We start from the raw sequence: 24,308 nt of genomic DNA, 5'->3' as shown, positions 1-24,308 counted from the left end.
TTTAACACCCCTAACTAGGCTATGATACCTTCAGCAAGGATTTTTTATGTCTTGGCAAAAATACTCTGTACACTTGGTATTGGGTTTTCCCTTATCGCTTCCCATTGTCGCTTATGCCGTCAATATTGGCGATACTTATGTACAAACCCAACAAAACCAACCTTTAAACGCCAGTATTAATGTCAGTGATATCAATCCAAGAACTTTTTCTGTCAAAGTCGCCCAAGCTGATGTCTATCGCCAGCTAGGCTTGTCAAAAGATGCCGATATTCAAATCAAATTTGTCCCAACCAGTAGCAATGGCGGTCAGATTGTATTGACCAGCAAACGGCCGATTAATGCTCCATTTACCGATGTGGTGCTCAATATCACGGAAAATGGTGTGACCAAAACGCTGCCAAAAACCTTGTTGATGCCCATCGACAGCGCACAAAAAATCACCACGCAAGCCAATACCACGGCTTTGCAATCACCTGCGCAAAACATCGTCATAGGTTCGGCCAATCCTGTGCAGTTGCCTGTTATGTCGCCCGACCCTATGCCCATGCAGCCGATAACGTTGCCATCAACCACCATCAACCAGCTGCCTAATTTACCTACGACTGGTATGCCCGCCGGCGCCGCCCCAAGGACGCTGGCTAGCGAAAACAGTGACTACCTGCGTATCCAAGAGACGCGAACAGTTCGATCTGTTCAGCCAAATGGCGCTGTTTATACGCAAGCCGTGCCACAAACGCAAAACCCCATCCAAACAAACGCTGCAGACAATCAATTACCAAGCCCGGCAGCTAGTTATGGCAATCAACCTTCAGACAAGTCCAAATTTAAGTATAGCGCCAAAAACCCGCAAATCATTGGCGAGACAACCACTTATACACTACAGCGCAATGACAACCTTTGGACAATCGCCAGTAATATCGCAGCGGCAAACCGCAAAGATGTGGATCAAGTAATGGTAGATATTATGGCAGCCAACCCGACCGCGTTCCCCGATAATGACCCAACCAAACTTGTCGCCAATACCCAATTACAAATCCCAAAATACAAAGTAGTCCCTTCACAAATTGGGATAAAATCAGCCAATAAAGCGCGACAACAATATCGTCAAAACAAAAAACGTGTCGCAAGCAAAAAATCTGTCATCGCACCAAAATCTGCTGCCAAACAACCCGCCACCCCAAAGACTACAAAAAAGACACTCAAAGCACAAAAAACACCGCTCCCATATACAGCGACTAAAAAATCTGAAATGACCATCATCGCACCTAATCATAGCAATGGTTCAGTGCAAGGTCAGAGTACCAAGAACAAGGTAGGCAAAGGGATGTCATCCCAAGTGGCGGCGCAAGTGCAGCAAAAACGCCAAGCCACCGCCCAGCAAGCCACTAAAGTTAACAAACTCAATCAAGACTTAGTGGGCGCTGAAAATCGCTTGAAAATACAAAACACCAAGCTTGCCCAATTAGAAAAACGCTTAAAAGAGTTAAACAAAAAATAATACAACTCGTGGATGATATTGCCTGTGTGCTGTGTCATTTCATACCGTACAACAAATTTGTGGTGATTCATTAGTCGCATAAAGCGGTAGCTTATATCTTGCTATGCCCTAATGATCACTATCTACCGTAACGATGAGGTAAAAGATGGATCCGATAATGATAGGTATCGCAGCAGTGGTGATTTTGGTAATTGTTGCTGGCTTTTTCTTGATGAAAAAAGGTAAGAACGAGACAACGGTTGATACTCAGACCCAAGTCAAACGTCCAAAAACCTTGGCTGAGCAGCAGCGCGAATTAGAACTGCAACGTCAATCACAGATGCCAAGCCCAGCTGCGCCTGACCTACCGCAAACGACTTTACAGACTGCTCAAACCCTCAATACTACAGAGAGTGCGCAGCATGAGTTACAAGCGGCTGAGCAATTGATTCAAACCCAAGACTATGAGGGCGCTATCACAACGTTACGTCGTGCGCTAAAAAATCATCCTTCACATAGTGGGTTGAATTTTACTTTACTTAATAGCTATGCCTTGGCTAAAGATTATCAGCACTTTAATAGCTTCTACCTAGAAGTATTGGCAGTGAACAATGCTGATCTCACTACCCAAGCCAATAACCTAAAAATGCTGGTAGATGAAGAACAAAGGATAACTGCACGCAGCGCAGCGATGACCCATACCGCTGAAGCCGTTGAATCAGATGGACTTGATTTTGATTTGCCAGGTTTTAAACAAGACAGTGATAAGCCAGCCATCAACAGCACTTCACAGGTTGCCATGCCGAGCGTCACTGAAGCGGCACAGCCAGCAACCCTAGCTAATGGTGCTAGCAACAATGCCGATAATGAATTAGATTTTGACTTTGCACTCGATGTGCCTGAAACCAAAATTGCACCTGTTACACCTGTCCCGCCTGAAACTAAGCCTACTACTGAAACCACAGCGGCGCAACCACAATCAGATGAGTTAACTTTTGACGATTTTGATTTTGATCTACCTAGCAATGAGCCCGCGACCGCTAAGACTGTCGCTGCCCCTGCCCTAGAATCGCCTACCGAAATTGTTACCCCAGTGAAAGAGGAATCTGTAACAACCACTTTGGCAAGTAACGTCAATAACGAGGCTATTAGCGACAGCGATTTTGATTTTGACTTTAGTTTACCAGAGACGCAATCAACACCTACCGCTACTGCTGTAGAACCAATGATAATGACCCAAACGGCTGCACCGAGCGCTGACAACATCGCAGATGATTTTGATTTCGACTTTGATTTGAACGCTGAGCCAGCGGTTACTCCAACCCATGACGCTACTACAGAAACCGCCTTAAGCTTTGGCGCGTCAGATACCAAAGCATCTAGCAATCTAACTTCCGATGCAGCAACCTCTGTACCGTTTGCAAGTGATGAAGCTACAGATATTGCATCGTTTGCTTTGGATGATGAATTAATACTTCAAGCAGAAGCAGCCACATTAGCCACAGTTGCTACCCCATCAGTCACTGAGCCTGTTGTTGATTTGGCAGAAGTCAGCGCTCCTATAGAAGTCAAAGCCCCTAGCCAGTCTGACTCGCTACTTATCTCAGATGATATGTTTGATTTTGCGCTAGACGATGACACGACCAAAGCGCAAGACGCTACGTCAAATGTCTTGGTCACTGAGCCTACCCCATCAGATGACTTGATTGATTTGTCCTTTGATGATACAGCTACTCAAGCAACTAATCAGACAACTACGACCCGAACCGCTAGTCTTGAAACAACATCGATAGCAGATAACGTAAGCCTAACAACGGCACCAGTTGTTGAGGATTTATCAGCGATACTGGATGTGATTAAGGATATCGACACGGATACGTTAAACGTAGATTTGGCAGAACAGTATGTGAATTTAGGGGAATACGACAGTGCCAAACGCTTGCTTGATGAAATCAAAGACAGCAACAACACGGCGTTGGTAGAACGTGCCACAGCGTTAAGACAACGTATCGCTTAATCATGTTCTGCATAAAAAAAGGATAGTAAATTGACTATCCTTTTTTTTGGTCTAATTTTTTTTGAATTACTTTATAACAACTTAATACTCAATCGCTATGGGTGTAAGTCCCGTTTTAAAAGCATGGGCTTTTTCAACATAATGTAATGCGGATAGTTGAAGCATCACTTCGCGCCCCTGCGGCAAGGTTTTGACAACTTTCGCAGGGCTTCCCATCACGATGGAATTATCTGGGATTTGCATATTTTCGGTGACAAGCGCATTGGCACCGATGATGCAATTTTTGCCGATTTGGGCATTATTGAGCACAATCGCACCGATACCAATCAAGCTATTATCACCAACAGTGCAGCCGTGTAGCATCGCCAAATGCCCAATCGTCACGCCTTCGCCAATGGTGACGGCGATACCTTCATCGGTGTGTATCACACTGTTTTCTTGCACATTACTATTTTTGCCCAAATAAATCGGTGCATTGTCCGCGCGTATCACCGCGCCAAACCACACACTGACGTTATCAGCTAGATGTACATCGCCGATGATTTCAGCCGAGTCTGCGACCCAGCCTGTGAAGGGTGCTTGATAGGTGGGTTTTTTGTCTTGCCATTGGTACAGCATATCAAATCCTTATGAAAAAAAAGCGCGTCAACTAAAAAATTGACCCTCTAATTTTAGCAAGTGCGGATAAATTAGCAATGGGTTATTGTGGCCAATGCAGTTAAATCAAAGCCCTGCTTTTAGGCTCGCTTCGATAAATTTATCAAGGTCGCCATCTAGCACCGCTTGGGTATTGGACGTTTCCACCCCTGTACGCAAATCCTTAATCCGCGAGTCATCGAGCACATACGAGCGAATTTGACTACCCCAACCAATATCCGATTTGGTTTCTTCTAGCGCTTGTTGCTTTTCCATACGCTGCATCATTTCACGCTCGTACAGTTTGGCGCGTAGCATTTTCATTGCCGTGTCTTTGTTAGCATGTTGGCTACGTTCATTTTGACACGCAACCACAATCCCTGTCGGTTGGTGGGTGATACGTACCGCAGAGTCGGTGGTATTAACGTGCTGACCGCCTGCACCGCTTGAGCGATAAGTATCGATGCGTAAATCGGCAGGATTGATATCAATCTCGATATTATCATCAATTTCAGGCGATACAAACACCGCCGCAAACGACGTGTGGCGACCGTTGTTGCTATCAAACGGTGATTTTCTCACCAAACGATGCACGCCGATTTCGGTACGTAACCAGCCAAACGCATAGTCACCTTTGACATGAATCGATGCGCTTTTAATCCCTGCGACCCCACCTGCTGATAGTTCCATGATTTCGGCTTTAAAGCCATGTGATTCACACCAGCGCAAATACATCCGCAGCAGCATCTCTGCCCAGTCTTGGGCTTCGGTACCGCCTGAGCCTGACTGGATATCAACATAGCAGTTGTTGCCATCCATCTCACCGCTAAACATACGTTTAAACTCTAAATCTGCGACTTTGGCTTCGGCCTCATCGAGTTCCGCTTGTACGTCTGCCAGTAGCGTCGCATCATCGGCTTCCACCGCTAAGTCAATCATGGCTGTGGCGTCTTCTAACTTATCATCTAAAGCGGTAATCACGCCAATGACATTATCAAGCTGCGATTTTTCTTTACTGATTTTGGTGGCACGCTCTGGGTCGTTCCACAGTTCTGGGTTTTCAAGCTCTAAATTGACTTCTTCCAAACGCTCTTGCTTGGCTTCGATGTCAAAGATACCCCCGAAGCTGGTTGCCACGGTCAGTTAAGTCTTTGATATGCTCTAAATACGGGTTGATTTCCATGTGAGGTTACCTTAACGTGTTACTATGAAAAATGCGCCATTATACCTGAATCTGTTACTGGATTCATCTTAGCTGTCGCCATTCATCTTAGCTGCCGCCTACTACGCCTGTGCTTTTATCGACCAATCTTCCACTGCCCAATGATGCGCTAAGGCATGCGCGTGTAGAGTATCATCGGGGCATACCGCAATCGCCACATCTGCCCATTCTAATAGCGGCAAATCATTTTTTGAATCCGAATAGGCATAAGTTTTGGTGTATGTTATGCCTTGCGCATTTTTTTGAGCAATCCAATTTTTTAAATGAATGATTTTGCCTTCTTTAAAGTTTGGCTGCCCTGCGACCTTACCCGTGTACCCCTGCTCGGTGACTTCTAGTTCAGTGGCTAAAATATTATCTTCCTCTACCAAAAATAATTTGTTAGCAATCGCTTTGACCACAAAGGCATTGGTGGCGGAAATCACTACTACATCGTGCCCTGCTTGTAAATGTGATTGGATAGCGTTAACCGCTTTTGGACGCACTTTTGGCGCGATTTCTTCTTGTAAATATTGCTCACGCCACTGGTGCAACTGCGCTAAGGTATGCTGTTTTAAAAAGCCTGCCACAAACTCGTTATAGACGACCGCATCGAGCGTCCCTGCGATATAGTGCTCATAAAACTCCCGATTTTTAGCACGATACAGCGATTCTTCTACCAGATGATGTTTGACCAAAAACTCGCCCCACATATAGTCACTATCGGTATCAATGAGGGTGTTATCGAGGTCAAATAGCGCCAATTCTTTGTGTAGTACGGTTGACATAGGACAGCCTTTAGCATGGTTAGTGAAAAGTTAAATTGCGGGGTTTTGGTCATCGACGGTTAAGGTATCACCAAATCGCCAGGTACGGATAATGCGCAGCTCCAAATAATCTTGCATTTGTTTTGAGAACTTACCAAATGGCGCGGCTTTACGCACCGAATTTTTTGCTGCTTCATCCAAGATGGTAGCGCCTGATGACTGTAACACTTTGATGGATTTGACTTGCCCGTTAGGCTCGATAATCACCATCAGCATGACATCACCTTTGATGCCTTTGGCGCGGGCTTCTTGGGGATATTGCTGGTTGCCAATATGATAGGCTTGTTGGCGAAAATTCTCGATATAGCGTGCGGCTTCACCCGTGGTGGTGGAGTTACTGCTGATAGTTTTGACCGCAGATTTTTTGGCTAGTAATTGGCGGTTACTGCTGATTTTGGTTTCAAGGGTGGCAATTTGTGCCTGTACCCGTTGTTCTTGCGCGGCTAGATTTTCGCTATCGTCTTGTTTTTTAATGTTATTTTCTCTGCGGATTTTTTCAAAGCTTAACGTGGTACGTAGATAACTTTCTTGAAATGCTTCTTGACGCGTTTGGCGTTCTTGACTCACGATATCATCGGTGTCATTGATTGCTTCGTCTTGTAAGGGGCTTATGGTATTATTTTCAAGCCGTAGCTTTTCGTTGGACTCACCGCCACCTTGCTGGCCGGCATTGGCGATAAAATCGGCTTTCTCATTCTTTTGCAGATTTTCGGTCAACACCGTGGTGACTTCTTGCACCGCTGCGGTTGGTGAGCTTTTATCTTCAAATTGGATACCAAAAATAACAGCCGCATGAATTGCCACTGCCGTAATGGTAGCAAATAGCATGACGCTGTCTTTGCAAGCCGCAGTATGTGGCATTAACTTATGAAAAACATCACGGTGACTGTCTTTGCTATACACCAAAATATAACCCTTTAAACGATGATGACGCTATCTCTACAACCTTGCTAAAAAAATACAAATCACTCATGTATTATAACGCGCAGATATTATAGATTAAATCAAACATTGGCTGAAGCTAAATTCATACGCCATTAGCAATCAATATTTACCAATTACTGGTAAAAGATTTTTTGTAGACTGGTCAGTGACTTTATGATTAGCAACTTTACAATGCCCAAAAACTGACTACAATAATAGCTTTCAATCCAAATATAAAAAACTGAGAAACGATAGTGATAACGAGCAAAACGCAACTGGATGAATTTTTTGCCACCCATTCTGAAGAAATCGCACGTGAACTGATGCAAAAATCGCAAACGTGGTATGAAAAAATCGAAGATTTTGCCAGTCAAGAGTTTATCGTGCCCGCCACCGAAAAGCAGCTGAACGATGCCATTCAAAAATTTGTGGTTGAAAAAGTCAAAGCGATATTGAGTATGCATCTAGAGATTCATGAAGGCTGGCTTCGACTGTATGCAACGATTAACTATAATGGCATTTTCGCTGACCTTGCTGTCAACTTGGGTGTGGTACATGCCCAATTTGACCGTTATCGCCAGCGCTTGGTATTTCAGCAACTGACTGACACCGATGTCATTAGCTTGTATTCAGATTCCTATGTTAAATCAAAAGCGATTCATGCGGCGCTTTGGTTTTTCAAACGGGTGTTAAAGAAAGACCCCCTCGGCATGATTTTGGAGAAAATCAATTTGGTGCACCAAAAAGATGATATCTTGTATCTCGATATTGGTCGCTGGCTGAAGAAGAACGAAAAAATCATGGCAACGCTGCGCAAAGTGCAAGTTAATCATGGCTATCTTGCTGAACAGCAACTACTGCTGAGAGCCAATGCCAACGTCGGTGAAATTCTCAATATAGGTAGTAATGACCAATTGATTACCGAAGCGGATAATCCTGCAGTGACCACTAACGCCACAAAAGCGGCTTAGAATTTTTTCATCGGTATCAAACCTCATCCTTTACCGCTTTTGCTCTACTGATTTTTTACCGATTGTGCTTTGCCAATTAACGAGGTGTTTACCAATAGTTTTCAACGGCGATATTGCCTTCGCCGCGGCGATTCATGGTCAATCCAATTGATTTTAACGCTTCTTTGGTATCTTCGACCATCTGTGGATTACCACACAGCATCACGTGACTGCGCGCTTTATCCAGTTTTTGCCCTACCAACTGGGTTAATTTTCCCGACACTATCAAGTTAGGAACCCGCGCTTTTTCTCCGGCATAATCCGCTTCCCGCGTGACAATGGGCAAAAATACAAACGCTGCTCCATTGTCGCCATAGATTGACTTAATTGAGCCAATCTCCTCTTGATAAGCAAGCTCTTGCGAGGTGCGTGCGCTGTAAACCAAAATAATGCGCTGATATTGCTGCCATACATCAATGGTCTTTAAAATCGATAAAAATGGTGCTAAACCCGTGCCTGTTGCCAGCAACCACAAATCATTGGGTAGGGGTAACTGGTAGCGGGCTAAGGTCAAATAGCCAAATGGCGTGGTATTGAGCAATAAACTATCGCCCACTTGGATATGATTAACCTTACTGGTGAATTCCCCTTCAGGAATGACGACCGAAAAAAATTCAATAAATTCATCATAGGGTGAAGATGCGACGGAATAGGCGCGAAACACATAGCCATCAAGGTCAACGTGCTGACCTTTCGTCTCATAATCTTGTGTCTCAGAAGTTATTAACTTGGTCTCATGGTTTTGTGCAAAATATTGCAAATCTTTGCCATGGATACCGAGCCTAACAAATTGCCCTGCGGTAAATTTAAAGCCATCGGGACGCGTGACTTTAAAACTTAGCAAGGTGGGTGCCCAACGGGTCACTTCAATCACTTTAACGCGAATACTTTTATCATCTGACATGTTATCTTGACCATTTTTTTTGCATCATTATAAACAAAAAAGCGTACCTTAATGAGCTAAGATACGCTTTTTTATGTCGCAGTCTTAAAATTGGATTAATACATACGAACTAGCGTGATAATTTTTGATAATGTTTCGGGGAAAATACCGAAGTACAATACCGCTAACGTCACCAACAACACCATGATGCCGCCTGCTTGAATACCCCAATGATTGACCGCATCGTGCGGCTGTACTTCTTGGGGACGTCTAAACAAGGTGACCATAAGATTTAGATAGTAATACAAGCTAATTGCACTACCCACGATAATCATGGCAGTGAGCCACCAACTTTGCGCTGAAACCGTAGCAAAAATCGCAAAGAATTTGCTGATAAACCCGGCGGTCAATGGAATACCTGCCAATGATAATAGCATCACAGTCAATACGGCAGTTAGCACAGGACGTTGCCAAAAAATCCCTTGGAAGTTTTCAACTAACTCTGCTTCACCTTGACGTTTGTACGGGCTTGACATGATAGTCACGACACCGAACGCACCAATGGTGGTAAACGCATACACTGCCATGTAAAGGCTGACAAAACCTGCTGATTCAACTTTTACGGCGCTGATAATCGCTAACACATAGCCGATGTGCGCAATAGATGAATAGGCTAACAGACGTTTTATATTGTGCTGACGAAGCGCCAGTACGTTACCGATAATCATCGATAAACTGGCAATCACCACAATCAAGGTATTGATTGCTGGCAAGGCTAAGGTCGCCGTAGACAATAAGAAACGTAATCCTAGCGCCATCATAGCTACTTTGGAAACACTGCCCAAGAAAGTTGCCACAGGCGCAGGCGCACCTTGGTAAACGTCTGGCGTCCAAGTATGGAATGGTACTGCTGAGAGTTTAAAGGCAATACCAAATAACATTAATGCAGTCCCCACCACCAAAATCGGCATAATCATACCATTTTGAAACATGGGTACGATTGCCATACCAATTTGACGGAAGGATAAAGTACCTGTGTTTGAGTAGATCAGTGCCATACCCATCAACATGGTAGCAGAGGCTGTCGCCGATAAAATGAGGTATTTGAAACCTGCTTCTAATGATTTACCACGCGCATAAGTATAAGCCAACATACCATATAGCGGTACCGACAATAACTCTAAGCTGACAAAGAAAGAGGCTAAGTTATCAGCGCATACCATAAACAGCGCGCCCAATGTTGAGATAAGCATTAGCAAATACAATTCTTCTTTGTTGTCACCATAGCCCTCAATGTAACCATACGCCAAGGTAAAACACGCCAATGAGCTGATTAAAATAATCACCATATTGAACTGGGCAAAGCTATCCACCACAAATAAGGGAGCAATCAAGCCTTGCGATGGCGTAAATAATTCATACAGACCATGCAACATGCTATCAGGATTGCCACCCAATAATTGTATAAGGACAACAAACAAGGCGGCATTAAGGCCAATCACACTGATGGTACCTGCCACAAAATTTGAACGCTTCATGGCGATGGCAATCATCACCACTACCGTGGTAATTGAAATTAAAATCATTGGAAACAATGGCATGAGCACATTGCTAGCAAATGGAATAATAGGATTCATCTATTTTACCTCCATATGAGCAAATGGCTCTTGAGAAGTAGGTACAACTTGCTGGACATGATATGCCTCACTAATCCACTGCATACTGTGATCAGAGGTATCTAAGAATGATTGCGGATATAGACCTAACCATATTAAACCAAACGCAAGCACCAACAAGATTGCCGCTTCACGCGCATTAATATCACGCATCGGTGACATTTTTTCAATCGTCGCTGTCGGCGTACCAAATAATGCTTTATAAATCATAATTAATGCGTATAAACCTGCAACGACTAAGCTAAAGGTTGCAAACACCACTGCCACAGGATGCGAGGCAAAAGACCCTAGAAGAATTAAGAACTCACCGATAAAGTTACCGGTACCTGGAATACCTAATAATGCCGCGGCAAAGAACATAAGTAACGGTGGGTAATAACGCATTTGACCCCACATACCACCCATTTGGCTCAAATCACGGGTATGTAGACGCTCATAAAGCTGACCGCTCATGATAAATAATGCCGCTGAACTAAGACCATGTGCCAACATTTGAATCATCAAGCCTTGGAAACTAATTAAGGTACCGGCATACAACGCAAGTACCACAAAACCCATGTGTGAAATACTGGTATAAGCCAGTAACCGCTTGATATCTTGCTGCATAAACGCAAGCCAAGCCCCATAAAAAATACCAATACCGCCCAAGGTAATCGCAATCGGTGCAAACTGAGCACTGGCTTCTGGGAATAATGGTAGGACAAACCGCAATAAACCATACGCCGCAGTTTTAATCAAAATACCAGCCAAATCGACCGAGCCTGCAGTCGGTGCTTGTGCGTGCGCATCGGGTAACCAGCCATGCAGTGGGAAAATTGGTAATTTAACCGCAAAGCCAATAAAGAACATCAGCATGATTGGATATTGCCATTTGCCAAGATCTGTACCGAGCAAGTCCATATAGTTAAAAGTTATTTGACCTGTCGTTGATGCATGAATCATCACCAAAATCAAAATACCAATCAACATAATCAGACCCGATGCTTGGGTATAAATAAAGAATTTGGTTGCGGCATATTCTTTGGTTTTACCACCAATCGCATTGTGTCCCCAGATTGCAATCAAGAAATAGATAGGAACTAACATCATCTCCCAAAAGAAGAAGAACAAGAACATATCGATTGCTAGGAAAACACCAATAACACCGCCCAAGCTCCAAAGTAGATTAAGATGGAAGAAGCCCACACGGCGAGTAATCTCACCCCATGAACACGCCACCGCCATCATACCTAAGAAGGCTGTTAGGCTCACCATCAACAGCGATAACCCATCAATAGCTAGATGGAAACTGACCCCCAATGAGGGCATCCAAGATAGTTGAAACTCTGCCAACCAAGTCGGTTTAGCAGTCACTTCCGCAATGGTTTGTGCTGAACCAATAAAGTTACCGTTTTGCCAAATAGCTACCGTAATCAAAAACGTTAATAGCATGCCAAGAAACGCAATCCAACGAGGAAAACGTTCATCAACTTTTTCAACCAACCAGCACAGAAAACCTGCAATGATTGGAATAAATATCAAGGCGGGTAATAAGAGATTATTTTGCATAACTGTTACTTCCCTATCATCATCATTACCAACACCAACAATACTGCCATGCCAAGACCGAAGCTTGCAGCATACCCACGAATCGAGCCAGATTGGAACCATGTCGCCACTCGGTTACCTGCCAGCGATAGGGCTGGTAAAATATTCCAAGTGCGGTCAATCGGGTCAATTTTAATTAATTTACCAATCAATAAGAATGGTTTAACAAATACAATGTCATACAAAGCATCAAAGCCTAAACCATGATAGCACCAGTAATTAAGCGCACGGCCCAAACCTGTTTGGTTAAACTTACTCACGATGCGACCTTTATCTAGGGCAAACAAGAAAGCACCCACAATCAAGCCCGCCAACATCGCAGCCATCACAATCATTTCTGCCGTGTGCTTACCGGATTCTACCTCAGGATGAATCACGCTAAAACTTTGTGGCAATACGCCTGCTAATGGTGGATGAATCATCGCCCCCACTGCAGTTGATAGCACCAACAATACCGCAAGCGGCAGCCAGTATGTCCAACCTTTAAGATCGTGAATAGGCGTTTTTTCTTCACCAAAGAACACAATCCAAATCATACGAAACGTATAAATCGAGGTTAAAAACGCACCTACTACTGCCATCCAAAATAAATTCATATGACCTGATGCGAAGGTTTCCCAAATGATTTCATCTTTTGAGTAATAACCCACTGTAATCCAAGGAATCGCAGCAAGTGCCCCACCCCCAATCGCAAACACCGCAAATAGAAATTTATTTTTATAAAATAACCCACCCATTTTAAAGATGTTTTGCTCATGATGGTAAGCCAAGATAACAGCGCCTGACCCTAGAAATAATAAAGCTTTAAAGAACGCATGGGTCATCAAGTGGAAAATCGCAACTTGCCAAGCGCCTACCCCTAATGCCAAGAACATATAGCCGATTTGACTCATGGTCGAATAAGCTAAGATACGTTTGATATCGGTTTGTGCAAGCGCACAGAAACCAGCAACCAACAATGTTGTTGCCCCAACGATACCCACCCAACTTGCCAACACGTCAGGGGTCAATAAGAACACAGGATGTAAACGGGCAATTAAATACACACCTGCGGTAACCATCGTTGCCGCATGAATCAAGGCTGAAACAGGCGTAGGACCTGCCATCGCATCAGCAAGCCAAGAATGTAGCGGAATTTGTGCAGATTTACCCATCGCACCAAGCACTAGCATCACAGCCGCAACTTTGATAGTAGGATAGCTATGACCAAAAATCGTCACCGTTGACCCTGCCGACGTTAGCATTTGCGATACATTGGCATTGATATCTGAGATATTTAACGTACCCAATTCACGGAACAACAAAAATAAGCCAAACGCTAAGAACACATCACCCACACGGGTTACGGTAAAGGCTTTCATCGCAGCACGGCCGTTGGCGCGCTTGTGATAATAAAAACCAATTAATAAATAAGAACAGATACCAACGCCTTCCCAACCTAAGTACAACAGCACTAAATTGTCAGCAAGCACAAGTAACAACATACTTGCGACGAACAGGTTCATATAGCTAAAAAATCTTGCGTAGCCTGTTTCACCGCGCATATACCATGATGCGAAAATATGAATTAAAAAACCGACACCGGTAATCACGCCCATCATGGTCACGCCCAAACCATCCAGCATAAGACCAAATTTTGGGGCAAAACTACCGACTTGCATCCACGTCCACAATGGCTGATTAATGACAGCGCCTTGTGGGTGGTTCATTAAAAAATCACTGCCTGCCATCAAGGCACACAAAGCAGCCAAACCCATACTACCGACACCGACCACTGCGGCTGCGTTTTCGCTTAAGCGGTCACGCATGGTCGCTAGAATCAGAAAGCCAATCAGCGGCAGCATAAAGGTTAAAGGTAACATACTCATTTTGATTTCACCCTTTCATCTCATTTGCCGTATCGACATCTAAATGACCACGCTTATGATAAAACTGTAAAAGAATAGCCAACCCAATTGCGACTTCAGCGGCTGCCAAAGTTAGCACCAAAATAAACATAATTTGTCCGTCAGGACTGACCCAGCGACTACCTGCCACTACAAATGCTAAGGCAGCAGCATTCATCATAATCTCAAGACTCATCAACATAAACAAAAAATTACGTCGTACCATCACACCACAAAAACCAATGGCAAACAAAATCGCTGACAAGATTAGACCGTGCTCTAATGGCACATGCTCTAATGGAAAGTGTCCCATTATGCCTTCTCCTCCTGAACTTCGCGTAACACAGCCGGTTGGCTGGGCTCTCTATCAATAAACTTCGTTAAGGCAGGTTGTATGGTATTACCAAGCTCACTGTTATGACTTTCGTTTTCATCATCCAAGGCAGATTTTGCCAAATGATAAGCCGCCACCAAACCCGCTAGTAATAAAAACCCTGCAATTTCGACCAACAATAAATATTCAGTAAATAATTTGGCACCGATCATTTTTGCCGTAACTGGCTCTACCCCGATAAACGCTGGCATCATTCCTTCAAAACCATGTTTCATGCCAATCAAACTAAACAAGGTCAAACCCACAATAAATGCAAGTCCTGCCGGTACTGCCCAAGCCGAGGATGATAACCAGCTTTCTTCTTCTAAGGTAGTTTGGGTGCCTAAGTTCAGCATCATCACCACAAAAACGAACAATACCATAATCGCACCCGCATAAACGATGATTTCAAGCGCACCGGCAAATGGCGCACCTAAGGCAAAGAAAATACCTGATAACGCCAGCAGCGTGACAATCATGTTTAATAACGCATGCACAGGATTGGTACGAGTAATCACGCGCAAACTAGCCAAAATAGCGACAATCGCTAATAAATAAAACCCTATCGTTGCTCCGGTTATCATGGCAATAAACTCCGTAAATCAATCGGCGCAGACTCATTTTGGTGTGCCCCTTTAGGTTTATCTTTGGTCGCCATCCCAGTCACACGGTAATAATTATAGTCAGGAAATTTACCCGGGCCTGAAATTAACAAATGCTCTTTTTCATACACCAAGTTTTGACGGTTGTATTCACCCAGCTCAAAATCTGGCGTCATCTGAATAGCCGTTGTCGGGCACGCTTCTTCACACATACCACAAAAGATACAACGCGAAAAATTAATACGGAAAAACTCTGGATACCAGCGTCCGTCTTCACGTTCCGCTTTTTGCAGTGAAATACAGCCCACCGGGCAAGCGACAGCACATAAATTACAGGCCACACAGCGCTCATCCCCATCCGGGTCACGTGTCAGTACAATACGCCCCCGAAAACGCGGCGGTACAGGAACAGGTTGTTCTGGGTATAAAATCGTATCACGTTTACGGGTCGCATGGCTTGCGACCATGATTAGGGTGCGCAGAATTGAGCCAAAACCCGTAATCGTGTTTTTTACCATAGTCAAATACATACGTTAATCTCCACCTTACCCTACACCATGGGTGCGCCATAATACATAGGCCGCCGTCGCGAGTAAATTAATCAAGGTAATGGGTAGACAAATTTTCCAGCCAAAGTTCATTACTTGGTCATAACGTGGACGCATCAGCGCCCCACGCGCCAATACAAACATGGTCATAAAAAATAGCGTTTTTAACATGAACCAAATAATCGGCGGGATAAAACTCAGTCCATCAAATAATGGCAACCAACCACCAAAGAATAAAATAGTAATCAGCGATGATACCAACACGATATTCACATACTCACCGACAAAGAACATACCAAATTTCATACCTGAGTATTCAACATGGTAACCTTCTGCCAATTCTTGCTCTGCTTCTGGCTGGTCAAATGGGAAACGGTGGGTAACTGCCACACCTGCGACCATAAAGGTTAAAAACCCTAAAATTTGACCAAATACATTCCAGTGCCAAAAACCACCGGCTTGTGAGTATACGATATCGCGTAAGTTAAATGACCCTGCCAACGCCACCACACCCATTAGCGATAATCCGAGAAAGACTTCATAACTAATGGTTTGGGCAGCAGAGCGTAGACCACCAAGCAAGGCATATTTATTGGCTGATGCCCAGCCACCAAACATCACGGCATAAACCGCCAACCCTGCCATCGCAAAGAAGAACAAAATACCGATGCTCCAGTCTGCGCCACCGAGTGATGGCGTAACTGGTACAATGATATAAGCGGCTAAAGCGGTAAACAATGAAATCGCAGGCGCCAAGACAAAGATAAATTTATCGGCAAATTTGGGGGTCCAGTCTTCTTTAAAGAAGATTTTGAGCATATCCGCGGCTACTTGTAGCGAACCTTGCCAACCCACACGGTTTGGACCATAACGGTCTTGCCAAAGTGCCAACATGCGACGTTCATAAGGAATCATCAACGCGGCAAAAATCACCACCGCCAAGAAAATAACAATTGATTGCACTGCCAAAAATACAATTGACCAAGCTTCAGGGGACATTACCCCAGCCAGCCATGCAGGTAAATCGGGCATCTGTCTAACAGAATAATCCATTATACCCCCTCCCCTGGAGTTACTTGAGCTGTCACGCCACCATTATTAGCTGCTGGTGGTACGACAGTGTTGGTAGTTGCTGATTTTACGATACTGATGTCGGTATAAGGCTGCGCTAGCAAGGCTTCTAATGCACCCGCCTGACCCACAGGATAGCCCACACAGCTTTCGGCTAAGTAATCGACAAGCTGCACAGGTAATGTAGTCGCTACACCCTTCACTGTGACCGTTAACATATCACCTGATTGCAGCTGCCATTTATCGGCATCATCCGTTGATACACTAAAAGCAGCTGGCATCAATTGTGAGGCGACCACTTCACTACGGGCGGTTAATTCATCACTAGCAAAAATATTATACACAGGCACTAGCTGGCTTGAACCTTGTTGGCTAGCTGCCGCAGGCGCAATATACTCACGTTTTGGCAATGCGGTTAACGCATCGAAAATACGCACGCCTGGATCGCCATGTTTTAAATGACCACCCACTTTATCTTGGTATTTATTCCAAGCTTGCGGTGAGTTCCAACCTGCTGACCAAGCAAATGGAATCATTGCTGAATCCGTTTGGGTGCCCACATAACCTTCTTGGGAGAAGGTTAGGCCCGTATCGATATCTTTTGGCTGCTCTGGCTCATGCACAGAAATCGGTGCACGCATCGCCGTACGACCTGAATAACGGCGTGGCTCACGCGCGACTTTTAGACCGGTAATACGGTAATCGGCTGATGGCGCTGCTTGTCTGATTGCGGCTAATTGTGGATTGGTGTCTGCGATTGCAGTAATCACATCATCAAGCTGCGTCCAGTCAATCGCACGGCCATTGAGCTCAGACTCTACTGCATGTAACCAACGCCAGCTTTCTTTGACCATACTTTGCGGGCGATAGTAAACAGGATCATAAACTTGGAAGAAACGCTGTGCACGACCTTCTGCTGAGATTAGTGTACCGTCTGCTTCTGCAAAGGTTGCTACAGGTACCATCACATCTGCATGGTTATGCCATTGGTAAGCTTCATGATCAAGTACAATCAGTGATTTGTTGGCTACCAATTGGTTCATTTGCTCAGCGGTTAGACGGCGGCTGATGTCATTTTCCATGACAATCACCACATCGGCATCATCACCTAATTCATCAATCGCTTTACCACCGAGTAAGTTGACGCCTATGCTATTGGCAGCAGGTACTGACAAGTACAAACCTGCTTTTTCTTGATAGCCTTTGGTCGGGTTCATACGGCTTGGGCGTTTAACTTGCTTAGCTTGTTCAGCAAATGCCGCTTCATCCATCTCTTGTTTGAGTTTGGCTTGCTCTGCATCGATTTTGGCAATCTCTGCATCCACTTGGACGTTGTGGGCGTCAACCACGCCTTTTTCATAGATGACCACTTCACCGCGTTTTTGTTCGGCGATATTGGCAATTTGTGCCGCCGCTTCTATGATAGCAGTGTGGTACAGTGATGAGCCTGAGATGATAAGGGGTTTGGTTGCTTTAAGTAGCGTCTGCGCGATATGTTTAGCAAATGCTTGCATATCAGCATTATCGTCTTCATCGATGACCAAATCTTTTGGTAATTGTGAGGTAGCCAACGTTTTCATGTGCTCAGCAATGCTAAAGCCTAGTTCAGCGATATCGCTTGGGGTAGCAACGCAGCTTACTTTGGCAATATCATCAAGGCGCGTATCTTTGACATCCACAATAAAGATTGGGCTGTAGTCTTTTTGACCGATACGAGCCACAGGCTCTGCCAAGAAATCTGGCGTTTTTAGTGCATCTGCCATTTGTTTGGCGCGATTTTTTGCCGCTTGGCGTACTGCCAGTGCAATACGCGGACTGGTTTGGGTAATATCTTCACCCAAAATCAATACCGCATCATAATCCTCAATCTCACGCATGCTTGGATTATGGATATTTTCTGTGGTCAACACATCGATACATTTTTGTACCACAGTTTTTTCTTGTTTGCTAATACCAATGCTAAAATTTTCGGCACCGACTAAGCGTTTTAGGGCATAGTTTGATTCAAGGCTGGCAACAGGTGAACCAATACCGATGGCTTTTTTGCCTTGTAACCGGTTTTTGATGGCATCAATAGTATGGTCAATGCTCAGATTGGTTTGTTTACCGTTGAGTGTTTCAACCGCTTGAATTGGGCGGTCTTGGCGGTTAACATAGCCATAGCCGAAACGACCACGGTCACATAAGAAGTAAGCGTTGACTTCCCCATTAAAACGGTTTTCGATACGGCGCAATTCGCCATAGCGCTCACCCGCTGAGATATTACAACCTGCCGAACAGCCATGACAAATGCTTGGTGCATATTGCATGTCCCATTTACGATTGTAGCGCTCTGAGTGAGTTTTGTCAGTAAATACCCCAGTTGGACAAACTTCGGTGAGGTTACCTGAGAATTCACTTTCAAACTGACCGTCTTTATCACGACCAAAGTACACACGGCTTGCTGATGCGTAAACGCCCAAATCTTCACCACCTGCATAGTCTTTGTAATAACGCACGCAGCGATAACACGCGATACAGCGGTTCATCTCATGATTGATAAATGGACCCAAGTCTTGGTTTTGGTGGGTACGTTTAGTAAAGCGGTATTTACGATGATTGTGACCTGACATGTAGGTCATATCTTGCAAGTGACAATGACCGCCCTCTTCACAGGTTGGACAGTCATGGGGGTGGTTAGTCATTAAGAACTCAACCAAGCTTTTACGGAAGTTTTTGACTTCTGCATCCGTCACTGAGATCCACATGTCTGGGGTCGGATTGACCATACACGACATGACCAAACGACCACGACCCGCTTCATAATCTTCTTTGTTATTATATTGCTTGACGGCACATTGACGGCAAGAACCCACCGAGCCCAATGCAGGGTGATAACAAAAATAAGGGATATCGATGCCAAGCGATAAACAAGCTTGTAGCAAGTTATCGGCACCATCAACTTCGACGTCTTGACCGTCTATATGAATAATTGCCATGCTAATTCCTTACACTGATTGCCCATTGGTGGTCTTAACGGGTTGATACACTTCAACTTTTCCGCTATTTGCAGATGAAGGCACGCCCGTTGGGGACAATTGTTCTTCAGGCGCCACATTGTTACCAATTTTGGCTTCAAATTCTGGTAAAAAGTATTTTAACGCACTTTGTAATGGCTCAACCGCACCCGGTGCGTGGGCGCAGAAGGTTTTACCTAACCACAAATCTTTGGTCAATTGGCGCAGCACGTCAATATCGACAGGTTGACCATTGCCTGTATCGATGGCATGCAAGGTTTTGACCCCCCATGGCAAACCATCACGGCAAGGCGTACACCAACCGCAGGATTCGCGGGCAAAGAATTTTTGCAAATTGAGCGACAGTGACACCATATCTTGCGATTCATCTACCACCATAATCAAGCAGGTACCTAAACGGCTACCTGCTTTCATGATGGGTTCAAAGTCCATGGGTAGGTCTAAATGCTCATCACTGGCGGTTAAGAAGTCAGTTGACGCACCGCCTGGTAACCAAGCTTTTAATTTACGCCCATCTTTCATGCCTTTGGCATAATCAAAAATAATTTCGCGAGCGGTGGTACCAAATGGCAGTTCCCATAGACCGGGCTCATTGACTAGACCTGAACAACCCATGATTTTGGTGCCGGGGTTTTCTGATTTGCCTTGTGCCAAGCCTTTATACCATTCTACGCCATGCAGCATGATGCCCGGCATGTTGTTTAAAGACTCTACGTTATTGACCACAGTGGGACGACCCCATGCCCCTGATACTTGTGGGAAGGGTGGCTTAGTACGTGGATTGGCACGGCGACCTTCAAGCGAGTTAATGAGCGCAGTTTCTTCACCACAGATATAACGGCCTGCACCGGTATGCACGTGTAAATCAAAGCTATAGCCTGAACCTAAGATATTATCACCTAAATACCCTTTGGCACGGCACTCATCCAATGCATTATTTAGGCGTTTGGCGGCTTCAATGTACTCACCACGGATAAAAATATACCCTGCGGTTGCGCCAATGGCATAACCTGAGATAATCATCCCTTCAATCAGCTGAAATGGTAGGCGCTCCATCAATAGACGGTCTTTAAACGTGCCTGGCTCCATCTCATCTGCGTTACAAATCAAGTAACGGGGTCCGCCATCCGGTGGCGTCATAAAGGTCCATTTAAGACCTGCATTAAAGCCTGCACCGCCACGTCCACGCACGTTGGCATCTTTAATCATGTTGCCCACTTCTTTGGCAGATTTAGCCAAGGCATTTTTTAAACCTTCAAACCCTTTTAGGCTTTCATAAGTTGCCAAATCTAGCACTGAGTCATAATGCGCCAAACGCCAAGTCAGGGGCTTGGTCTCACTGGTGGCTGTCGCTTTGTCACCATAAATAGGAATGCTTTGCTCGCCCAATTGACTGGGTGATTTGCCAATTTTTCGATTATTAATTTGACGGGTTATATTCATGCGTATTGCTCCAGCAATTCAGCAATCTCTTCAATTTGGACAGGACCGTAGGTATCTTCATCAATCAAAACCGCTGGACCTTTATCACAGTTACCCAAACAACAAATGGGTAACAAGGTAAAACGATTGTCTGGGGTGGTTTGACCAAAACTAATACCTAAGGTACGCTCAAAGGCTTGACCTAAATTCTCTGCACCTACCAGATAACAACCAATCGAGTCACAGACCAAAATCACATGACGACCAACCGGTGAGCGGTAGATACGGTTATAAAATGTTGCAACCCCTTCCACATCGGTGACTGGGATTTTTAAGATATTAGCAATCGCGTTGACTTGTGCATCATCCACCCAGCCGTTACGGCGTTGGACAATTTTTAGCGCATCAAGGGATGCCGCGCGGCTTTGTGGGTAATGATGCATAAATTCATGAATGTCGTGAATTTCTGCTTCGGTTAGAATGCTTGCGACATCCACCTTTGGGGTTTTATCAGTTACAATCTTCATCGGTGGTTTTCTCCTAACGGTCAACGTCTGCCATAACAACGTCAATTGACGCTAGATAAATAATTAAGTCAGATACCAAGCTACCATTAATCACTGACGGCATTTGCTGTAAGTGGGCAAAGGTCGGTGTACGAATACGGGTACGGTAACTCATGGTTGAGCGATCAGACGTAATATAATAGTTGGTAATACCTTTCACTGCTTCCACCATAAAGGAGGACTCGCCTTCTGGCATAACAGGACCCCACGATACTGAGATAAAGTGGTTAATCAAGGTCTCAATGTCATTTAAGGTGCGGTCTTTGGGTGGTGGGACAGCCAGTGGGTGGTCGGCTTTGTATGCCCCCATTGGCATGTTATTGAGACATTGCTCAATGATACGCAGTGACTGACGAATCTCTTCAATTTTGACCAAACAGCGGTCATACGCATCGCCATTAAACTCAATTGGCACTTCAAAATCAAAATTTTCATAGCCAAGATAAGGACGCGCTTTACGTACATCGTAAGGGATACCGGTGGCACGAAGTCCATGACCTGATACGCCCCAAGCCAGTGCAGATTTAGCATCGTATTGGGCAACGTTTTGGGTACGAAGTTGTAGCACCTTGTTTTTCATGGTAGCTTTGACGTATTCATCGATACGTTTTGGCATCCAATCTAAGAATTCACGAACCAGTTTGTGCCAGCCGTTTGGCAAGTCCATCGCGGTACCGCCGATACGAAACCACGCTGGATGCATACGATAACCGGTTACCGCTTCAATCACATCATACGCTTTTTGACGGTCGGCGAACATATAAAATACTGGCGTCATACCGCCCGCATCCTGAATGAAGGTGCCCCAGTACAGCAAATTATTGGTGATACGGAAGAACTCACTCATCATGATACGAATGGTATTCGCGCGATCCGGCACCGTAATGCCTGCCAATTTTTCCACTGACATGATGTAGGGTAATTCATTCATCACCCCGCCAAGATAATCGATACGGTCAGTGTAAGGAATAAATGAATGCCAAGTTTGACGTTCGGCGATTTTTTCAGCGCCGCGATGGTGATAACCAATATCTGGAATACAGTCGATGACCTCTTCACCATCTAACTGAAGCACAACGCGAAAGGCACCGTGCGCAGAAGGGTGGTTAGGACCCAAGTTTAGGAACATAAAGTCTTCGTCACGACCACTACGTTTCATGCCCCACTCTTCTGGGATAAATCGTAGGTTCTCCTGCTCAAACATCTGCTTGCCTTTATCGAGATAATAAGGCGGTACTTCAGTTGCACGAGAGGCGTATTCTTTACGCAGTGGATGACCTTCCCAGTATTTTGGCAATAAAATACGGGTTAAATGGGGGTGACCATCAAAGGTAATACCAAACATATCCCACGCTTCGCGCTCATACCAGTTGGCATTGGGCCAAATGCGGGTTGCCGTAGGGATGTGTAAATCAGATTCTTTGAGCGCCACTTTGATACGGATGTCTGTGTTGCGCTCTAACGACATTAGATGATAGAACACGGTGAAATCACTGTCAGGCAAGGCATTGCCATCCCTGTCTTTACGATGCTGGCGTAAGCGCTCATCAATCGCTGAAATATCCAGTAACATCACGTAAGGCTGTGGCAAGGTGCGAAGGTACATGAGTACTTCGATGACCTGTTCACGGCTGACCCAAATAGTGGGAAAAGCGTCAAAGGTTTTTTGTACAACAAACTGCCCCTCAAACTTGCGATTTAATTCTGCAATCACTGCTGGGACATCAGTTTGTGCTTGATTATCAGTTACCGTTACCATGAGTGGCACTTTCCTCATTCACAATTATTAAGAAGGTAGTGGAATACCTTTTTTGTTTTGAACGCAATTCGCTAAGCTTTCACTTAGCGAAAATTCATCCTAAATCTATCCAGAGATTGACTCTAGCATTAATCAATCTCTAGCATTAATCAATGTTATCTGGGCTGCGTAGATTTTTGACCGCGATGCGATCGGCTTGTTTACGGTCACGTTCTGGCTGCATGACAGGTTGGTAGATACCTTGGTCATTGACATGAATACCGAGTGGACGGCGTTCTTTAGTAATCGATTCTTGCAGCAGCATGATGGCTTGAATCAAAGCTTCTGGACGGGGTGGGCAACCAGGGATATACACATCGACGGGAATGATTTTATCAACGCCTTGCACCACTGAATACACATCGTACATGCCGCCTGAATTGGCACAGGCACCCATTGAGATGACCCATTTAGGCTCAAGCATTTGCTCGTAGAGACGCTGAATAACAGGCGCCATCTTCATAAAGCAAGTACCGGCCACAATCATCACGTCAGCTTGGCGTGGTGACGCGCGAATAACCTCAGCGCCAAAGCGCGACAAGTCATGCACGCCTGTTAATGTCGTTGCGTATTCTACATAGCAGCACGAGGTGCCAAAGTTAAATGGCCACAACGAATGCTTACGACCCCAGTTTGCAAGGCTATGGGTCAAATCTTCTAATCGCGTCATGACGACGTTTTTATTGACTTCCTCTTCGTCAATAATTTGACGAGTTTGGGCGGGAAATCTGTCGGCATCTGGATTGGCTTTGGTTAATGTATATTTCATAATGCTCGATCACCTTGA

At 44.8% G+C, this 24,308-nt stretch carries 20 protein-coding genes; 3 read left to right on the top strand and 17 right to left on the bottom strand.

The genetic code is table 11. The annotated features are described in order from the left end of the window. Nucleotides 1–46 precede the first annotated feature (46 nt). Nucleotides 47–1,498, top strand: coding sequence for a type IV pilus assembly protein FimV (locus RTP55_RS03840; protein ID WP_312384335.1), 1,452 nt, complete (start codon nt 47–49; stop codon nt 1,496–1,498). 157 nt (nt 1,499–1,655) lie between these two features. Then, entirely contained in the window at nt 1,656–3,494 is a 1,839-nt protein-coding gene (locus tag RTP55_RS03835) for a hypothetical protein (protein WP_312384333.1), read from the top strand. 81 nt (nt 3,495–3,575) lie between these two features. Here RTP55_RS03835 and RTP55_RS03830 read toward each other — a convergent pair whose 3' ends face one another. From RTP55_RS03830 to RTP55_RS03815, 4 genes are all read right to left on the bottom strand, one after another. After that, entirely contained in the window at nt 3,576–4,112 is a 537-nt protein-coding gene (locus tag RTP55_RS03830) for a gamma carbonic anhydrase family protein (RefSeq protein ID WP_096488635.1), read from the bottom strand. A gap of 105 nt (nt 4,113–4,217) precedes the next feature. Further along, nucleotides 4,218–5,313 (bottom strand): peptide chain release factor 2 gene (gene prfB / locus RTP55_RS03825; RefSeq protein ID WP_219330954.1). Its coding sequence is split into 2 segments (ribosomal slippage): nt 4,218–5,240 and nt 5,242–5,313, totalling 1,095 coding nucleotides; the frame shifts between segments, so codons are not numbered across the junction. A gap of 101 nt (nt 5,314–5,414) precedes the next feature. Beyond that, nucleotides 5,415–6,119 carry an HAD family hydrolase gene (locus tag RTP55_RS03820; RefSeq protein ID WP_312384329.1) on the bottom strand — a complete coding sequence of 235 codons (705 nt, stop codon included), beginning with the start codon at nt 6,117–6,119 and terminating at the stop codon, nt 5,415–5,417. 30 nt (nt 6,120–6,149) lie between these two features. Further along, nucleotides 6,150–7,061 carry an energy transducer TonB gene (locus tag RTP55_RS03815; RefSeq protein ID WP_312384590.1) on the bottom strand — a complete coding sequence of 304 codons (912 nt, stop codon included), beginning with the start codon at nt 7,059–7,061 and terminating at the stop codon, nt 6,150–6,152. A gap of 275 nt (nt 7,062–7,336) precedes the next feature. On the opposite strand from RTP55_RS03815, the gene RTP55_RS03810 reads away from it, so the two are divergent. Beyond that, entirely contained in the window at nt 7,337–8,053 is a 717-nt protein-coding gene (locus RTP55_RS03810; protein ID WP_312384326.1) for a hypothetical protein, read from the top strand. A gap of 88 nt (nt 8,054–8,141) precedes the next feature. Here the strand turns inward: RTP55_RS03810 and RTP55_RS03805 are convergent, their stop codons facing one another. From RTP55_RS03805 to RTP55_RS03745, 13 genes are all read right to left on the bottom strand, one after another. Continuing rightward, the gene (locus RTP55_RS03805; protein ID WP_312384324.1) at nt 8,142–8,996 is read right to left on the bottom strand and encodes a ferredoxin--NADP reductase; all 855 of its coding nucleotides are present in this window, start codon (nt 8,994–8,996) and stop codon (nt 8,142–8,144) included. A 95-nt stretch (nt 8,997–9,091) separates the two neighbouring features. Next, on the bottom strand, nt 9,092–10,612 hold the full coding sequence (locus RTP55_RS03800; protein ID WP_312384321.1) for an NADH-quinone oxidoreductase subunit N: 1,521 nt from the start codon (nt 10,610–10,612) through the stop codon (nt 9,092–9,094). Next, complete coding sequence (nuoM, locus tag RTP55_RS03795; protein ID WP_065252366.1) at nt 10,613–12,199, bottom strand: NADH-quinone oxidoreductase subunit M; 1,587 nt, start codon at nt 12,197–12,199, stop codon at nt 10,613–10,615. Nucleotides 12,200–12,204: 5 nt separating this feature from the next. Next, a complete protein-coding gene (gene nuoL / locus RTP55_RS03790; protein ID WP_312384316.1) occupies nt 12,205–14,106 on the bottom strand; it encodes an NADH-quinone oxidoreductase subunit L in 1,902 nt (633 codons plus the stop codon). 7 nt (nt 14,107–14,113) lie between these two features. Beyond that, nucleotides 14,114–14,437, bottom strand: a complete 324-nt coding sequence (gene nuoK / locus RTP55_RS03785) for an NADH-quinone oxidoreductase subunit NuoK (protein WP_007115476.1) — start codon at nt 14,435–14,437, stop codon at nt 14,114–14,116. Then, nucleotides 14,437–15,081, bottom strand: coding sequence for an NADH-quinone oxidoreductase subunit J (gene nuoJ / locus RTP55_RS03780; RefSeq protein ID WP_312384315.1), 645 nt, complete (start codon nt 15,079–15,081; stop codon nt 14,437–14,439). The genes nuoK and nuoJ overlap by 1 nt, the downstream gene beginning before the upstream one ends. Continuing rightward, the gene (gene nuoI / locus RTP55_RS03775; RefSeq protein WP_007115474.1) at nt 15,078–15,629 is read right to left on the bottom strand and encodes an NADH-quinone oxidoreductase subunit NuoI; all 552 of its coding nucleotides are present in this window, start codon (nt 15,627–15,629) and stop codon (nt 15,078–15,080) included. The genes nuoJ and nuoI overlap by 4 nt, the downstream gene beginning before the upstream one ends. Nucleotides 15,630–15,644: 15 nt before the next feature. Then, nucleotides 15,645–16,700, bottom strand: coding sequence for an NADH-quinone oxidoreductase subunit NuoH (gene nuoH, locus RTP55_RS03770; protein ID WP_007115473.1), 1,056 nt, complete (start codon nt 16,698–16,700; stop codon nt 15,645–15,647). Then, the gene (nuoG, locus tag RTP55_RS03765) at nt 16,700–19,696 is read right to left on the bottom strand and encodes an NADH-quinone oxidoreductase subunit NuoG (RefSeq protein ID WP_312384311.1); all 2,997 of its coding nucleotides are present in this window, start codon (nt 19,694–19,696) and stop codon (nt 16,700–16,702) included. Before nuoG ends, nuoH begins: the two co-directional genes overlap by 1 nt. 9 nt (nt 19,697–19,705) lie before the next feature. Further along, entirely contained in the window at nt 19,706–21,178 is a 1,473-nt protein-coding gene (nuoF, locus tag RTP55_RS03760) for an NADH-quinone oxidoreductase subunit NuoF (protein ID WP_065263348.1), read from the bottom strand. After that, nucleotides 21,175–21,684: an NADH-quinone oxidoreductase subunit NuoE gene (gene nuoE, locus RTP55_RS03755; protein WP_007115470.1), complete on the bottom strand. Its 510-nt coding sequence runs from the start codon at nt 21,682–21,684 to the stop codon at nt 21,175–21,177. Before nuoE ends, nuoF begins: the two co-directional genes overlap by 4 nt. 13 nt (nt 21,685–21,697) lie before the next feature. Beyond that, a complete protein-coding gene (gene nuoC / locus RTP55_RS03750; protein WP_409418410.1) occupies nt 21,698–23,500 on the bottom strand; it encodes an NADH-quinone oxidoreductase subunit C/D in 1,803 nt (600 codons plus the stop codon). Nucleotides 23,501–23,627: 127 nt separating this feature from the next. Then, entirely contained in the window at nt 23,628–24,290 is a 663-nt protein-coding gene (locus RTP55_RS03745; protein ID WP_060996372.1) for a NuoB/complex I 20 kDa subunit family protein, read from the bottom strand. Nucleotides 24,291–24,308 lie beyond the last annotated feature (18 nt).

It is taken from the genome of Moraxella sp. CTOTU47579, assembly GCF_032004885.1.
Lineage (GTDB): Bacteria > Pseudomonadota > Gammaproteobacteria > Pseudomonadales > Moraxellaceae > Faucicola > Faucicola tetraodonis.
Note: the sequence above shows the minus strand (reverse complement) of the source record. Positions and strands in the feature narration are given on the sequence as shown.

Excerpts from the sequence above, each read along its gene's own strand:
- RTP55_RS03805 (WP_312384324.1), bottom strand. The coding sequence starts at position 8,996 with ATGTCAGATGATAAAAGTATTCGCGTTAAAGTGATTGAAGTGACCCGT.
- nuoG (WP_312384311.1), bottom strand. The coding sequence starts at position 19,696 with ATGGCAATTATTCATATAGACGGTCAAGACGTCGAAGTTGATGGTGCC.
- RTP55_RS03830 (WP_096488635.1), bottom strand. The coding sequence starts at position 4,112 with ATGCTGTACCAATGGCAAGACAAAAAACCCACCTATCAAGCACCCTTC.
- nuoI (WP_007115474.1), bottom strand. The coding sequence starts at position 15,629 with ATGTATTTGACTATGGTAAAAAACACGATTACGGGTTTTGGCTCAATT.
- nuoL (WP_312384316.1), bottom strand. The coding sequence starts at position 14,106 with ATGAGTATGTTACCTTTAACCTTTATGCTGCCGCTGATTGGCTTTCTG.
- nuoJ (WP_312384315.1), bottom strand. The coding sequence starts at position 15,081 with ATGATAACCGGAGCAACGATAGGGTTTTATTTATTAGCGATTGTCGCT.
- nuoE (WP_007115470.1), bottom strand. The coding sequence starts at position 21,684 with ATGAAGATTGTAACTGATAAAACCCCAAAGGTGGATGTCGCAAGCATT.
- nuoH (WP_007115473.1), bottom strand. The coding sequence starts at position 16,700 with ATGGATTATTCTGTTAGACAGATGCCCGATTTACCTGCATGGCTGGCT.
- nuoK (WP_007115476.1), bottom strand. The coding sequence starts at position 14,437 with ATGGGACACTTTCCATTAGAGCATGTGCCATTAGAGCACGGTCTAATC.
- RTP55_RS03835 (WP_312384333.1), top strand. The coding sequence starts at position 1,656 with ATGATAGGTATCGCAGCAGTGGTGATTTTGGTAATTGTTGCTGGCTTT.
- nuoF (WP_065263348.1), bottom strand. The coding sequence starts at position 21,178 with ATGAATATAACCCGTCAAATTAATAATCGAAAAATTGGCAAATCACCC.
- RTP55_RS03840 (WP_312384335.1), top strand. The coding sequence starts at position 47 with ATGTCTTGGCAAAAATACTCTGTACACTTGGTATTGGGTTTTCCCTTA.
- RTP55_RS03745 (WP_060996372.1), bottom strand. The coding sequence starts at position 24,290 with ATGAAATATACATTAACCAAAGCCAATCCAGATGCCGACAGATTTCCC.
- RTP55_RS03820 (WP_312384329.1), bottom strand. The coding sequence starts at position 6,119 with ATGTCAACCGTACTACACAAAGAATTGGCGCTATTTGACCTCGATAAC.
- RTP55_RS03800 (WP_312384321.1), bottom strand. The coding sequence starts at position 10,612 with ATGAATCCTATTATTCCATTTGCTAGCAATGTGCTCATGCCATTGTTT.
- nuoC (WP_409418410.1), bottom strand. The coding sequence starts at position 23,500 with ATGAGGAAAGTGCCACTCATGGTAACGGTAACTGATAATCAAGCACAA.
- nuoM (WP_065252366.1), bottom strand. The coding sequence starts at position 12,199 with ATGCAAAATAATCTCTTATTACCCGCCTTGATATTTATTCCAATCATT.